We start from the raw sequence: 15,889 nt of genomic DNA, 5'->3' as shown, positions 1-15,889 counted from the left end.
ACATCGCCAAGAGCAAAATGGATGCCCGCTTTCGCGGGCATGACGGCAATGTGAGTTCTCGCGAGGTTGCCCCCCCCCTCACCCCAACCCTTTCCCCAGAGGGGAGAGGGAGCAAAAGGGCGACGCAAGCATCACGAAGCAAAGCTGCACGTACGCATCAGCGTATCGCTGGGATGCTCATCAAACGCCCGCCGATAATTCGCCGCAAAACGCGAGAGGTTCCAGATGCCGCAGTTCATCGCCACCGACTTCACCGACAGCCGCTGCGTGCCGTGGGTGGAAAGCTGGCGACTGGCTTCATGCAGCCTGAGCAAGGTCAGATAGCGCGTCGGCGATATGCCAAGGAGATCGTCGAACGCCAGGCGCAGGCTGCGATCGCTGATCTGCGCCGTTGCCGCCACTTCTTCCATATAGATATCGCGTTGCAGATTTTCGCGCATGAATTGCACGGCCTTGCGGAACGCCGGGTAATGCGCGCGGTAACCGAACGAATACGGCGGCACCAAGGCGGCGCTGGTGAGCAGTGCTCGCAGTCCGCGATCGTCGATCAGAAAATCCGCCGCTTCGCTTTCCAGCAGCCGTGACAATCCGTGGCTGTTCTCACCCAGCAAACCGTCAGACAACATTTCATACAAAGCGCGCCACGGCGTGCCGGCATGACTTTCTGGATGGAACAAAGAAAACTGCCGGCCGGATAAACCGAAGGAATCCGGATGGGCGTCGATGGTGCGCTTTACGCCACCATGGAGCGGCGCCAACGCCATGCTGATGCGCGAGCCAGGCCCCAGCATCAACTCGCATGCACTACCGGGCAGCACGATCAACAACGTATCCGCGATCAAAGGCATGCCGGCGCACCAGCTTTCCGGCGCGGTTTCATGCACATAGCAGGAAAGGTAATGTCCCGGCGGCGGCACTAAGCGCCCATGCAGGGCGAAATCCATCGCGGCGCTGCCGAACATGCCGCCTGTGTAATGGCAACTGCCAAAGCCACCGCTAAGACCGCCCTCCTGCAAGGAGACCGCTTCCAGGCTGCATAGCTCCAGCATGCGCCGGATGACAACGATACCAGGCAGTGAATATTTGCGTTCGGCCACGGCTGCAGATGACGCCATGCTGCTTCCCTCGATTCGATGATTCGGCTGCTGCAAACGACCACGCGTGATGGCATGGCCATGGTTTACAGATGTACGTGCTTGTACTGCCTTGCTGGCGAATACACGAAGCGCGGCAAACGTGCCGCGTTTCGTCAAGACTCGATCGATGGAGGTTTGTATGGCGTGCCATTGGCACCGGACTGCCTGACGGCAGCGTTGTACGCACGACAATGCTTTGCGGTAAGCATGAATGACACCCCTGTTGCGACTCTGTCATCTCATGACGCTGGCATACCTTGCGATCCTTGCAGGGAATGCCGCCTCAAGGCTCAACCACTAAAACAAGCACGCTCAGAAAGCGTGCTTGTCGAAGAAGAGAGCCAACAAGCCATTAAGGCTTGTCAGGAGAATAGGCGGCATTTCAATCGAATGAAATAAGAAGAATCTCAATGTATGTCAAAGAAATGTGTAGAGATGATCAGCGTGCATAACGTTCTGAGTATGGGTCATGTGGATCATGGGATTGATAGGTGATGCAGCTAGCTCGCCGGCAGCAATGCAAGCATCCAAACGATTCGTCATCCCAACGAAAGCTGGGATGATGCACAACTACCCCGCCAACCCATGCGTCCGCACGTACTCAAAAAGCTGGCTATCGCTGCTCAGCTCCAGCTTCATCATCGCACTGCGTTTCTGCCGGCTTACGGTCTTGACGCTCTTATGCGTAAGCGCAGCGATTTCGGTAACGCTATGCCCTTGAGCGAACATGCGGATCACTTCCACCTCCCGCCTGGACAGGATCGGCTTCGGCGTACCGCGTTCCACCTGCCGTTGCACTACGCTGTCGCCGGCCAATTGCCGGGTGAGGTATTTGCTGACGTAGATGCGTCCGCTGCGCACCGTTCGCAGTGCAACCAGCAATTCGTCGACGATCGCCCCTTTTTCGACCACGGCATTCGCACCTTCCTGGTACATGGTGCGGAAGATGGCGGTGTTGCGCATCATCGTCAGCACGATGATCGGCAGCGTGGGATAACGCCGGCGCAATTCGTGCAGCAGCGCGACGCCGTCCAGCGCGCGCGCTGCGGTTTCATCCGGCATCAGGAAATCGACGATGGCCAGATCGCATGGCGTATCGGCCAGCAGCTTGATCAGCTCGGGGCCGCCGGCAGCCTCCCCGACGACTTCATAACCCTCGCCGCTATGTTGCAAGATCGTGCGCAAACCAATACGCACCACTTCGTGGTCATCCGCTATAACAACCCGCACGCTTCACCCGCTTTTCCCAAGGCTTTATGCATCAAAGGCATAAAGCTGCCGTTCTTCTTTGGACACATCAGAAGCCATGCATAGGCGCATGAGCGTTCTGGTTATTTTTGGGCCGCCGGTTTTGCGATAAGTACCACTCTGCGTTATGGAATTTGAAACTGACGCCGATTCCTGTCATCGGCACCGCGGCAATCACCGCGAACAACAGCGAAGTCTAGTGAGGATGTCGCTTGTGAATACTCATGACGGCTCCGAGATGAAGTCATTTTGGGACGGCCATCACAAAATCGGATGAGCACCATGTTTCGGCGATGTGAGCTACCACCTACTCCCAGTGCGTGTGAGAAAAACCACTCCCCAGCGTAGGTAGGAGTGTGTTGGAAAGACATCGTGCAAATCGATGATGCGCGTTTGTTAGTGCCGTTTTGTGACGGCTGATACGCATCGTGGGCATCGCCTGGACTACCGTCCACCGTGCAGTGACAAGCTATCGATGATCGAGGAACAGCCATGAACGCTTTCGCACGCGTCGGTCTGCTTCTGCTTGCCCTTCCCGCCTGCGCAACGGCTCAAACCACGCAGGATGCGGCACGCATTTCCGGCACCATCTTTCCCACTGTGATCCGTCCTGTGCCACTGCGCGCGCCCAAGCCGTCACCAGGCTTGACGCCATTTGAAGTAGCGCCTGGCGCACAAGGCATCACTGCGGTATGCCTCACCTCGCCGGACAATGCCGCGCAATGCCGGGCAAGCTTGGACGCCACTTCCTCGCAACATGCAGGATGCACAGACAATGCTGCTTATGATGCGCAACAGGCAGCAATGAATGATGCAGCCATGTATTGCCATGGCAACTACGAACCCACTTTTGCGCACGCCGAACACATCGCCTTCTGCGACGTAGAAGACATCGGTTTGTCGCGCTGCCTGGCGCGTTACGCAACAGCCGTGGCGAAACAACCGGCAGCTGCCGTGCACACCTTGCGATTCACCGTGCGCGATACGCAAGGTGCGTCAGATACGGTGATCGTGCTGGCGACGGCAACCCAAAGCGATGCGGCGATTGCCAAGGCGGCGCTGGAAGGCAAGCCCGGTGGAAATATCGTCGCAATGGCAATGCCGTGATGACAGCTGTGGAACACCTAAGGCTGATCCACCAGGTGCTCGCCCTGCAATCCAAACCGTCGCACTATCGTCATCGTCGGCGATGACGCCATCGGCTCGTTCGCGGCGCGATCCAGATACGTGACTACGATCAGATCCTTCTCGACCACGATGCTCTTCGGCTTCACGCGATCACCGAGCAGCACGGAGGGATAGCTGTGTCCATCCTGCCCTACTGCGGCCATGTAGATAAATGTGCCGCTGCCGCCGGGATCGTCGCTAAGCAACACGACCACCACCGGTTTGCCATCGAATTCACCGCAGGTTTGCATTCCCTTGATCAGGCGAGTTTCGTGAACCGTATGCGACCCCGGCGCCGCGGGCTGCGAATGTGCGCCATTCACCAGTGTCACGGTGTCGCCTTCGATGGTGTAGGTGGCATTGGCCGGGTTCGCAGTTTTGGCGGTGCTGCAGTCAATGTTTGCTTGGGCGTGAGCGGCGCACGCCAAGAGAAACAGGATTGCGATCCACCCATAGGCTGGCTTCATGACGTGCTGCCTCCGTTGGCCAAACGTAGGTTGGGGTGCAAACCCCAACATCGCCATGCATGCATATATCACGATGTCGGGGTTTGCACCCCAACCTACGAAGCATCATACCCAGCCGACCTATGGGTTCAATAAAACCCTTTCTGCACCTGCAACCAAAACCGGGTTGATGTACCCGTATGCGGACCGGCCAACTCTGGCTTGTTGCCGATCGGTTTTGCCACGCTTGTACCGATCACCCAATCGTGCGGCGCGGTCCAATGCAAACCAATACCGGCACTGCTCAGGCGGCCGCTGTTCTGGCCAGGAATGAAAGGTTGCTTGTAGACCTGCACGCGGCCGCTGTCGACGAATGCCGAAGCCTGCCACGGACCCGGCAATGCCGAGATGGCGAAATCGTGGCGGTATTCGAGGGTGGCCAAGCTGCCCTGCGCGCCGGACAGCACGCCCACATCGTAGCCGCGCACTGTGCTGGGCCCGCCAAGATAGAACTGCTCGGACGTGTCCAGGTTCTTGTTCGCGTGCTGCCCGGAGAAACCGAAGTACAACGCGTTGGTGACATTCAGCTGCTGCAGGCGCGATACGGAATAATCGATCTTCGTGTAGCTGCCTGAGGTACGTGCACCAAAGTAATCGACGAACAAGGTCTGGAAGTTGTCCACATACAGGCGACCATGCGTACCGCTGATATTGAAGTTGGTGATGCCGGTGTGATCGCGTTGATCACCCGCCACGGTCAACACCCAGCTATTGGAATGGCGATGTGTTTCGATGCCAGCCAGATCGATGTCGTCGCGCAGACGCTTGTGATCGAACTCCAACTGCGCATACAGGTTGCCCGCCGTATTACGGATGAAGGGCTGCGACAAGTTCACGCTCTGCGTGGTGGCGGTGCCGTGTGCATGCAGATCGGACAGGCCATTGCCCAGCTTGTAGGTGAGGCCCGAGACTGCCATGCCAATCGTGGTGCCCTGTCCCGTCAGCAGATAGCGATAGCCGACATGGCCATAACTCATGCCACCGCCGGAACTGACGCCGTTGAAATCCAGCACATCGCCCTGGTGGAACAAGCCGTTGACGTCGAACGTGCCGGAAAAACGCACGCGGTCGGTATAGGCGTTACCGTAATCGTCCATGCCCAGCGTACCGGTGTAGCGCGGCGCGTCGGTCACGTTTACGATCAGATCCGACGTGCCTTCTGCCTCACCCGGGCGCATCACGGAGCTGACGATGGCGCCGGGCACGTCCGACAGCAGCAGCAGGCTGCGTTCCAGTCCGTATTCACGCACGGGTTGCCCCGCTTGCAGCGGCGACAAGGTTGCGCCGAGCGGATAGTTGCCGACGGAACTCTGGTTCTGCAGCTCCACCTTGCCATAACGTGCTTCGACCACCGCAATGCGCACTACACCTTCACGCAGTGTTTGCGCGGGCACGTACGCCGTGGCCAGCGGATAGCCGTGATCGTGATAGTAATCGCTGACCTTCGCGGCGAGATCGTCGAGATCGTTGAGGCTGAGCTCATGCCCTTCGCCTGATGCCACTAGCGAATGCAAGGCGTCAGTCTTGATCAAGCTGTTGCCGGTGATCTCGATCGAGCGCACGAAGAACTTGGTGTTGTCTTCGGAATGCGCAGCCTTCTGTTTCTGGATGTTGAGATCCAGATTCGACGAAGGCTGCTGCGGCGGCGGTTGCATCTGTTGCAATAACTGGCCGCTGTTGGTCTGCGGCGGGGTGACGTGCTGTGCATGCACGTTCGATACACACAGCGCAGCAGCAAGCGCAACGAAGATCAGGGTAAGGCGAGGTGTCGCCGAATGCGGCACGTTGTTCATGAGTTCACCGGGGAAGTAGGACCGCTTGGAATGGGTTTTCATGGCGAGGCATCCGAGGGCAGACGCACGCCGCCGTTCTGGAATTGCAGCGAAAGGCCGGTACGGAAATCCGAACGCGCGCGGTTACGTTCGATCGGGCGATGACGCAGCTTCTGGTTACCTGTGAACACGCCCACCGCATCGGCATCGCTGGAGCCGTACGGTGTGGCGATGGCAGCCGGCTGCAGCCCCCCCTGTAGTTGGGCGATCCAACTGCCCTGCACGCCGGTGCCATCAAAACCTGCGCTGGTGATGTTGGCGGTGGTGGTGGTGACGGGATCGACGATCAAGTAATTCGCCGCATTCGCACCACCCGCCGCAATGCCACTCACGGTAACGGTCTTGTTGTTGCCCACATACGGGTCGGCGAAATTGGCCGAAGTATCCGTGAGGCTCACTTGATCACCCGCCAGCACGCCGTTGGTGCTGAGCGAAATCACATCACCCGTCTTTCCGTTGTACATGCGATTGGTGCCGGTAGCGATCACCACAATCTGCAATGGCGTGATATTCGCGATCAAACCGGTAGGTTGCACGAGGATGTAGTTGCCGACATCACTGCCACTGATGGTCATGCCCGTGCTGACTGTCTTGCCGTTCCCGACATTCTTGTCGCCGAATTGGCCAACGGTATCGTTGCCGAGCACCACGTTGTCGTTGCCGAACACGCCACTCAACGTTGCGCCGTTCAACGCATCGTTAGTGGTGCCGTCGTAGACGCGGTTGGTGGTGGTCGTACCGATCACCGTCAACGTAGCCGGCGTGATGCTGACCCAATCGGTGCCGCCGGCCAGCGTGTAGTTGCCGGCCAGACCCGTACCATTGCCCAGTACCAGCGAACCCAAGTTGGCGAACGCGCGCTGCGAACCTACGTTCTTACTACTGAGCACGCCTATGCCACTGACCGTCACGGTTTCGCCATTCACACCCGTGAGCACGCCGCCGTTGCCGAACAAGTCGGCGCCCGCACCCGTGGTGCCGTCATACACACGCGTGCCCGTAAGGCTTAGCACATACGGATTAATGTTGGCGCTGGTGCTGGCCGTGCTGTTGAAGCTGTAGTCACCGGCATCCGCACCCGAAGCGGTAATACCGGTCACAGCGATCGATACATTGCTGCCGGCATTCGGCGAACTGAAGTGGGCGGCACCATCGCTGAAGTTCACCACGTCACCCGCCAGCACGCCGTTGCTGCCCAGCGTGACGCCGGCCGTGGTGTTGCCGTCGTAAATCTTGTTCTGACCGTTCGCGCTAACCGTGATGGCCAGCGGCGTGACGGTCACCTGATCGGTGCCACCTACCAGCGTGTAATTGCTGGCCAAGCCGGAGCCATTGCTTAGCAGCAGCGTACCGAGATTGGCAAACGACTGCGTGCCCACATGCTTGCTGGCCAGCACACCCGAACCGCTGAGGTTCACGGTTTCGGCGCCGACACCGGTGGAAAGCACACCATTGCTGCCGAACAGGCCGGCATTGGCGTCCGTCATGCCGTCGTACACGCGCGTGCCGGTCAGGTCCAGCACATGCGGTGTGATGGTGCCAGTGAGGTTGCCGGGCTGCACGAGCACATAGTTGCCCGCATCTGTGCCACCCACAGTCATGCCAGTGCCGACGGCGACGCCATTGCCCGCGTTGGGCGACGCGAATGTGCCGGTGGTGTCGTTACCCAAGACAACCGCATCGCCACCGAGCACACCTTGCAACTGCGAGCCACTCAGCTGCGCCGTGGTGCTGCCGTCGTATTGACGGGTCTGCACCGTGGTGCCGGTGACGGTGAGCGTGGCCGGCGTGATCGTCAAATTGTCGGTGCCGCCTGCCAATGTGTAGTTGCTGGACAAGGCGCCGCTGTTGCCGGTCAGCGACAGCGTATTGAGATTGAAATTCGCTCCCGTATAACCGCCCACATTCTTGCTCGACACAGTGCCGCTGCCGCCCAGCGTGAGTGTTTCGCCATTCACACCGGTGAGTACGCCGTTGCTGCCGAACAGGCTGGCGTTCGCATCCGTGTTCGCGTCGTATACGCGCGTACCGGTGAGATTGAGTACGTAGGGCGTGATGTTGGCGGCGATGCCACCTGGCTGCTGGATGATGTAGTTGCCCGCATCGGTACCGCTGACAGTCATACCGGTGCTGACGGCAATGTTGTTGCCCGCATTCGGCGAGGCAAACGTACCGGTACTGTCATGACCCAGTACGACGTTGTCGCTGCCCAGCACGCCCTGCAACTGAGAGCCGCTGAGTTGCGCAGTGGTGTTGCCGTCGTAGGTCTTGTTGGCCGCAACGGTGCCGGTCACTGTAAGCGTGGCCGGTGTGATCGTCAGCGTGTCGGTGCCGCCGGCTAGCGTGTAGTTGCTGACCAGTGTGGAACCGTTGCCGGTCAGCGAAAGCGTGTTGAGGTTGAAATTCGCACCCGTGTAGCTGCCGATGTTCTTGCTCGATACAGCGCCGCTGCCGCTCAAGGTCAGCGTTTCACCGTTCACGCCGCTGAGCACGCCGTTGCTGCCGAACAGGCCAGCGTTCGCATCCGTGTTGGCGTCGTATACACGCGTACCGCTGAGGTTGAGCACATAGGGGTTGATGGTGCCGGTGAGACCGGCAGGCTGCTGCAGCACGTAGTTGCCGGCGTCGCCGCCGCCAATGGTCATGCCGGTGCTCACACCAATACCCGTGCCGGCGTTCGGCGAAGCAAACGTACCGGTGCTGTTATTACCCAGCGTGACGCTGTCGCTGCCCAGCACACCACTCAACGTGGAGCCGCTCAGCTGCGCGGTGGTGTTGCCGTCGTAGGTCTTGGTGCCAACGACCGTACCCGTGACGATAAGCGTGGCAGGCGTGATCGTCAGCGCATCGCTGCCGCCCACCAGCGTGTAGTTGCTGGCCAAGCCCGTGCCGTTGGCTAGCGTCAACGTATTGAGGTTGAAGTTGGCACCCGTGTAGCTGCCTACGTTCTTGCTCGATGCGGCGCCCGAACCGCTGAGGTCCACCGTTTCGCCATTGATGCCAGCAAGCACGCCGCTGGTGCCGAACAAGCTGGCGTTGGCATCGGTGTTGGCGTCGTACACACGGGTGCCGCTGAGATTGAGCACCACCGGTGTGATGTTGGCGCTGACGCCCGTCGGTTGCTGCAGGATGTAGTTGCCCGCATCCGTGCCGCTGATGGTCATGCTGGTGCCGACGGCAATGTTGTTGCCCGCATTCTTGCTGGCAAAGATGCCGGTGCTGTCGTTGCCCAGCGTCACGTTGTCGCCGGCAAACACGCCATTCAACACCGAGCCGCTCAGCGAGGCGGCAGTGGTACCGTCATACGTCTTGTTGCCAGCCACCGTACCGTTGACGGTGAGCGTGGCCGGGGTGATCGTCAACGAGTCGGTACCGCCCACCAGCGTGTAGTTGCTGGCCAGGCCCGTGCCGTTGCCCAGCGTCAGCGTGCTGAGGTTGAAGTTCGCACCCGTGTAGCTGCCGATGTTCTTGCTCGACACCATGCCCGAACCGCTGAGGTTCACGGTTTCGCCATTGACGCCCGTGGAAATCACACCATTGCTGCCGAACAGCGTGCCACCCGCGCCGGTGGTGGCGTCGTACACACGCGTGCCGCTGAGGTTGAGGATCACCGGCGTGATGTTCGCCGTGGTGGTGGTCGCGGTGTTGTCGAGAATGTAGTTGCCTGCGCTGGCGCCGCTCAGGCTGATGCCGCTGACCGTCACCGTTTTGCCGTTACCCACGTTCGCATCGGCAAAGGTGGAAGACGTGTCATTGATGGTGACTTGATCGCCCGACACCGTGCCGGCCAGGGTCACTGCATCGTTCACCGTGCCGTTGTAGAGACGATTGGTGCCGGTGGCAGTAACAGTGATATGCAGCGGAGTGATGTCGGCGGTGATGCCGATCGGCTGCGTAAGCGTGTAGTTGCCGGCATCCGAGCCGCTGACGGTCATGCCGGTGCTGACGGCGATGCCGTTGCCTACGTTCTTGGTGGCGAACGTACCGTTGGTGTCGTTACCCAGCGTGACGTTGTCGCTGCCGAGCACGCCATTCAATACGGAACCGCTCAGCAGTGCGGCCGTAGTGCCGTCGTACACCTTGTTTGCTGCCACCGTGCCGGTGACGCTCAACTGCGCCTTGGTGATCGTCAACGTATCGGTGCCGCCCACCAACGTGTAGTTGCTGGCCAGGCCCGTACCGTTGCTCAATGCCAGCGTGCTGAGATTGAAGTTGCCACCCGTGTAGCTGCCCACGTTCTTGCTCGACACCGCGCCTGAACCGCCAAGGTTCACGGTTTCCGTGCCGACACCGGTGGAAATCACACCGCTGCTACCGAACAGGCTGGCATTGGCATCCGTGTTCGCGTCGTACACGCGCGTGCCGGAGAGGTTGAGAATCTTCGGCGTGATATCCGCCGTGGTCGTCGTAGAGGTGTTGTTAAGCGTGTAATTGCCCGCGCTCGCGCCACTCAGACTGATGCCGCCGACGGTCACCGTCTTGCCGTTGCCCACGTTCGCATCACCGAAAGTGGACGAGGTGTCGTTGATGGTGACGCTATCACCAGCCAGCGTGCCGGCCAGCGTGACGGTATCGTTCACCGAACCGTTGTACTGGCGGTTCGTGCCGGTCGCCGTCACCGTGATGGCAAGCGGCGTGATATCGGCCGCAATACCGGTCGGCTGCTGGACGATGTAGTTGCCGGCATCCGTGCCGCCGATGCTCATGTTGGTGCTGACGGCGATGCCGTTGCCCACGTTCTTGGTGGCGAAGGTGCCGGTGGTGTCGTTGCCCAGCGTCACGGTGTCGCCGCTGAACACGCCATTGAGCGTCGAACCACTGAGCGATGCAACCGTATTGTTGTTGTACACCTTGTTGGCGGCCACCGTGCCCGACACGGTGAGAATGGCCGGCGTGATGATCAACGTATCGATGCCGCCCACCAGGGTGTAGTTGCTGGCGAGTGCAGAGCCGTTGCCAGTCATCGACAACGTGTTGAGGTTGAACTGGGACGTGCCCGTGTACGTCCCTACGTTCTTGCTGGATACGGTGCCCGAGCCGCTCAGCGTGAGTTGATCGCCATTGAGGCCGGTAACAACACCGCTGGTGCCGAACAGGGAAGCGGCGCCGGTGGTAGTGGCGTCGTACACGCGCGTACCGCTGAGATTGAGCACGTAGGGCGTGATCACGCCGTTATTGCCGGTCGCGCTGGTGGGCAGAATGTAGTTGGAAAGCAGCGTGCCGCTGTTGGCCACGAAATCCGAAACCACCAGCGTGGACTGCACACCCAGGCCGGTGCCTGCATTCGGCGTGGCGTAGTTGGCGGTAGCGGACTGCGGAATCGATGCACCCTGCCCGGTCACAAAACCGCTCAAGGTGTAATCGCTCGCAGTGAGCGTGGCCGAATTGGTGCCGTCGTAGACTTTGGTCGGGCTGCCGGTGATCGTTGCAGTGAGCGGACGCGGCGTGATGTTCGCTGTCAACCCGGAAGGTTGCACCACTGTGTAGTTGCCGGCCTGCGCACCGCCAAGTGCAAAGCCACCTATGGCCACGTCGAGATTGTTGCCAACGTTGGCCGTGCTGAACGTACCGCCAGCCCCTGACGAGGTCAGTGTGACGTTGTCGCTACCCAACACACCGTTGAGTGTGGCGCTACCCGCATTGAGCGTATCGCTGGTGGTGCCGTCATAAACCTTGTCGGTGGCAGTGACGCCGCTGATGGTCAGCGCCTTGGGCGTGATGTTCGCGGCGAGGCCGGTGATCGGCTGCAGCAGATAGTTGGACGCGGCGCTACCGGAAATGGAGAAACCATTGGCAGTCACCCCGATGCCGTTACCGACGTTCGATTGCGCAAACGTGCCCGATGTGGACGTCGCCAGCGTGACGTTGCCCACGTCCGAAGCGACGAGACCCGCCAGTCCGGCGGCGGACACATTGAGCGTGTCGCTGTTGGTGGTGTCGTAGACCTTGTTGGTGGCATACACGCCGGTGATGAACAACGGCGCCTGGTTAATGTTGCCAAGGCCCGATGCAGAGGTAGCCAGCGTGTAGTTGGACAGCTGCGTGCCGCTGTTGGCAGTGTAGTTATTACCAGTAAGCGTGCCGCTGATGGCGATGCTGCTGCCGGCATTCGCCGTGGCGTAGTTGAACGATGTGGTCGGAGTGAGGGTAGCGCCTTCGCCACTGACGAAGCCATTGATCTGGAAGTTGGAGGACGTCAACTGTGCAACAGAGCTGCCGTCATAAACCTTATTAAGATTGCCGATCAGGCTTACCGTCAACGGTGCCGGCGTGATGGTGCCCGTGCCGAATGCACTCACGGGGAAGGTGTAGTTGCTCTCGTCGGTACCGGAGAAATTGAAATCCACTTCCTGCAGTGTCGCGGTCAGTGGCTGCGAACCGACGTTCTTGCTAGCGAATGTGCCACTGATATTCTTGTTCACCGTCGCGCTGTCGCCGTTCACGAAACCTGTAAGCGTGAATTGCGAAGGCGTGAGGGTGATCGCAGTGGTGCCGTCGTACACCCGGGTCGGGTTGCCGTTGATGGCCGCGTTGATGCTGATGCCGACGGGCCTTGGCGTAATCGTGCCGAAGCCGGTGGCCAAGGTGGGTAACAGATAATTCGATAGCAGCGTGCCCGATCCCGCGGTGAAATTTCCGCTCGTCAGCGTCGCGCTGACGCCTTCGATACCTGCATTGGCCGAATCGTACGTACCTGCCGTCGGTCCATTGAAAGTAATGCTCTGGCCATTGATCAAGCCGGACCACGTGTAATTGCCAGCCGTCAGCGTGGCAGCGGTGGTGCCGTCGTAAACCTTGGTGGGGTTGTTGACAATGGAAACAAACAGCGGTGCCGGATTGATCGTTCCCGTACCCGTTACTGCGCTGTTGAACGTGTAGTTCGACAGCGATGTACCTGAGCCTGGTGTGAAATCCGACGGCTGCAACGTGGCCGTTACGCCAATGCCCGTACCAGCATTGGACGACGCATAGATCGCCGGGCTCTGCGCAACCACCGCACTCTGTCCACTCACGAAACCATTGATGGTGAAATCAGAACTGGTCAACGTAGCAGCATCGGTGCCGTCGTAGATTTTCGCAGGACTACCGTTGAACGAAACCGTCAGCAGCCGCGGCGTGATATTGGCGGCAAGCCCTGTCGGCTGCGTTAACGTGTAATTGCCTGCTGCCGCACCGGTAAGGCTCAGGCCGCTCACGCTTACGGCGAGATTGTTGCCCACGTCCGACTGACTGAAAGTACCGGCAGCAGAACCCGCGAGCGAAACGCTATCGCTGCCCACCACGCCATTGAGCGTGGCACTGCCGGTATTGAGCGTATCCGCGGTGGTGCCGTCATACACCTTATTGCTAGCCGTCACGCCGCCGACGGTCAGGTTTTTCGGCGTGATGTTGGCCGTGAGATTGGTCGGGAAAGTGATCTGGTAGTCGCTGGCCTTGGTGCCGCCAAGCGTGAAACCACTGACGCTCACCGCAATGCCATTGCCTGCATTAGCCGTGGCGAATTGGCCTATGGCGCCGGCGCTGTTCAACGTTACGTTGCCGGTATCCGAGGAAATCACCCCGTACAAGCTCACGTTGCCGAGGTTCAACGCGGCCGCAGTGCTGCCGTCGTACACCTTGCTGTTCGCCAACAAACCGCTGAGCAGCAACGGTGCCGGCGTGATCGTGCCTGCGCCGGTCGCGGACGTCGGCAGGGTGTAGTTGGAAAGTTTGGTGCCGGAGTTGGCGACGAAATTCGTGATGGTGAACGTCGCGTTGACCGTATCCGGGCCGGCGCTCGCACCCGTGTAGGCAACGGAACTCGGCTGGTTCACCGTGGCACCCTGCCCGGCGACGAAACCGTTGATCTGATAGTTCGACGAACTCAGCGTGGCGGTCGTCGTACCGTCGTATACCTTGGTGGGATTGCCGACGATGCTGGCCGTCAACAGCGCCTTGCTGATGCTGCCGATATCCGCCGTGGCCGAACCGAGCAAACCGTAACCGTAAATGGGAATGCCGGCCGAATTGGTGATGGAGAAACCGGAGATCGACGACGGTGTGGTCACTGCGATGCCGCTGCCGACATCGGACGATGCATACGTACCGGTCGCCGAAGCGATCTTGTCGCCCGTCAGCAATCCACTCGTGGTGAGATTGGAAGCGCTCAGCGTCGCGGCGGTGGTGCCGTCATACGTCTTCGTCACGGTGCCGGTGAGGCCCGAAACTGTCAGCGTAGGCGCCACGCTGTAAAGGAACCCATTGCCTGACGTTGCCGCAGCCGTCTGATACGGCGCGTGGTACTGGATGAAATTCGGCGTAAGGCCGCCCATGGTATCGAGCGAGGGATTGGTCGAATAGATCAACCAGTTCGCGCTACCCGCACTCACTGCCGCACTGCCGGCGTTGTTGACGAAGTTAGCGCCGGTGGCAAGCGTTACGCCCGCACCACCGGTGATCGATGCACCCGATGCGATGGTGAGATTCGCGCCGCTGGCATCCATCACCACCTTGCCGGAACCGTTCACCGCGGCATTCACGTTGATGCCGTGATACGCCTGCAGGGTCAGCGTGGCATTCGCATTGCTCCAGCTCACTGCAGCATTGACGTTGATGTCACCCGCGCCGGCTGACTGCACACCCGCGCCGCTTGCGCCGGTTGCTGTCGTTTGCTCGGTGACGCTGGTGCCACCGTTGAGCGTGTTGGAAATCGTCGTCGCCGCCGCGCTGTCGATAGTGAGATCGGTAGGATCGACCAGCCAGGTACCCGCCTGCCCGTGTGCCGAAGACGCGGTGATATGTGCATCGCTGGCGAGATTGAAGTTCGCCGCAGACGTTTCGATGGAACCGCCTTTGCCGCCATTCGGTGCGCTTGCATCCAGCGTGCCGCCGACGTTCACCGTGCCGGCTTCCATGCCGCCAAGCAGGGTGATGGTGCCGTCATGGTTCTGCACGGTCTGCGCCTGCACGCGGCCGGTGTTGTTCACTGCGCTGGCGAGCAAGGCATCCTTGGCGCCCGCAGTCATGATCACGCGGCCACCGTCGGCCACGATCAGCTGACGGTTTTCCGCCAGGTTGTTCAACGTGCTTTGATCCACCTGCAGATGCAACAACTGATTGCCACTGAAGGTGAGCGTGACGGCGCTGCCGCCAGCGAGTGCCACCGTACCCAGCTGCGCGGTGATCACGCCTTGGTTGGAAACCTGGTTGCCGATCAAGGCCACGTAGCCGCCGTTCGCTGCGTGCAAGCTGCCGCGATTGACGACACTGCCCTTGCCCGAACCACTGAAACGACGACTGCTCGAATCGAGCGAACTGTCGTCGAACTCCAACGTGGATGCAACGAGGCCGCCGACATTCACTTGCGCGCTTTGCCCGAACAACACGCCGTTCGGATTGATTAGCCACACCTGGCCGTTGGCGTTGAGATGGCCGTAAATGTCGCTCGGCGTACTGCTGAAGATGCGATTGATCGCAATCGCATCGCTGCCCGGTTGCACGAAGTTCACCGTTTGATCGGGCGCGATGTTGAAGCTCTGCCAATTCAGCGACAGCGTGGAGCTGTTCTGGTGAATGGTGGTGACGTTGCCGATCTGCTGGATCTGCCCCGAGCCACCGACAATCTGTCCACCAATCGGACCACCGCTTGCATACGCAAGTCCGGTCATGCCCAGCGCGGTGGCCAACAGCGATAGCACGGCAAAACGTCGACCCAGCACATGCTTGCGTAAAACGGTTTCGGGCGTGATGGCGGAGGTGGACACGGCGGCATCTCGCCAACCAAGGCGATTCTGGCTCGGGCGGCACTTAGGATTCATGGCACTACACCTGATCGAAATGTGGGGAATGGCAGCTCTTTCACGCGCAGCGCGGCTTGCTTGCCTACCCGCGCACGCATCCAATTCACACGCGCAACGCACCGTTCCGGCTTGTGCCCGGCATTCGCCGCGGCCTAAAAAAGGCCGCGAAAAAGTGCTGGACTCAAAGCCAGTTGAGTGACGTGCGGTTTAACGACGGGCGA

6 protein-coding genes are annotated in these 15,889 nt (G+C 60.0%); 1 reads left to right on the top strand and 5 read right to left on the bottom strand.

The genetic code is table 11. The features are described from left to right. Nucleotides 1–131: 131 nt before the first annotated feature. On the bottom strand, nucleotides 132–1,115 hold the full coding sequence (locus QQJ86_RS19880) for a helix-turn-helix transcriptional regulator (RefSeq protein ID WP_284322720.1): 984 nt from the start codon (nucleotides 1,113–1,115) through the stop codon (nucleotides 132–134). Between the two features lie 591 nt (nucleotides 1,116–1,706). Next, complete coding sequence (locus QQJ86_RS19875) at nucleotides 1,707–2,366, bottom strand: response regulator (protein ID WP_284322719.1); 660 nt, start codon at nucleotides 2,364–2,366, stop codon at nucleotides 1,707–1,709. A gap of 510 nt (nucleotides 2,367–2,876) precedes the next feature. Between QQJ86_RS19875 and QQJ86_RS19870 the strand changes: the two genes are divergently transcribed. Continuing rightward, nucleotides 2,877–3,491 (top strand): hypothetical protein, encoded by a 615-nt coding sequence (locus QQJ86_RS19870; RefSeq protein ID WP_284322718.1) that lies wholly within the window; start codon nucleotides 2,877–2,879, stop codon nucleotides 3,489–3,491. Nucleotides 3,492–3,508: 17 nt separating this feature from the next. Here the strand turns inward: QQJ86_RS19870 and QQJ86_RS19865 are convergent, their stop codons facing one another. From QQJ86_RS19865 to QQJ86_RS19855, 3 genes are all read right to left on the bottom strand, one after another. Further along, nucleotides 3,509–4,018, bottom strand: coding sequence for a hypothetical protein (locus QQJ86_RS19865; protein ID WP_284322717.1), 510 nt, complete (start codon nucleotides 4,016–4,018; stop codon nucleotides 3,509–3,511). Nucleotides 4,019–4,146: 128 nt separating this feature from the next. Beyond that, nucleotides 4,147–5,892, bottom strand: a complete 1,746-nt coding sequence (locus QQJ86_RS19860; protein ID WP_284322716.1) for a ShlB/FhaC/HecB family hemolysin secretion/activation protein — start codon at nucleotides 5,890–5,892, stop codon at nucleotides 4,147–4,149. After that, entirely contained in the window at nucleotides 5,889–15,686 is a 9,798-nt protein-coding gene (locus QQJ86_RS19855) for a YDG domain-containing protein (RefSeq protein ID WP_284322715.1), read from the bottom strand. The genes QQJ86_RS19860 and QQJ86_RS19855 overlap by 4 nt, the downstream gene beginning before the upstream one ends. Between the last annotated feature and the right edge of the window lie 203 nt (nucleotides 15,687–15,889).

The organism is Dyella acidisoli (genome assembly GCF_030160295.1).
Lineage (GTDB): Bacteria > Pseudomonadota > Gammaproteobacteria > Xanthomonadales > Rhodanobacteraceae > Dyella_B > Dyella_B acidisoli.
This window is presented reverse-complemented; position numbering and strand designations above follow the sequence as displayed.

Bases quoted from the DNA above. Each gene is read 5' to 3' on its own strand.
- QQJ86_RS19880 (WP_284322720.1), bottom strand. From the start codon at position 1,115: ATGGCGTCATCTGCAGCCGTGGCCGAACGCAAATATTCACTGCCTGGT.
- QQJ86_RS19870 (WP_284322718.1), top strand. From the start codon at position 2,877: ATGAACGCTTTCGCACGCGTCGGTCTGCTTCTGCTTGCCCTTCCCGCC.
- QQJ86_RS19865 (WP_284322717.1), bottom strand. From the start codon at position 4,018: ATGAAGCCAGCCTATGGGTGGATCGCAATCCTGTTTCTCTTGGCGTGC.
- QQJ86_RS19860 (WP_284322716.1), bottom strand. From the start codon at position 5,892: ATGAAAACCCATTCCAAGCGGTCCTACTTCCCCGGTGAACTCATGAAC.
- QQJ86_RS19855 (WP_284322715.1), bottom strand. From the start codon at position 15,686: ATGAATCCTAAGTGCCGCCCGAGCCAGAATCGCCTTGGTTGGCGAGAT.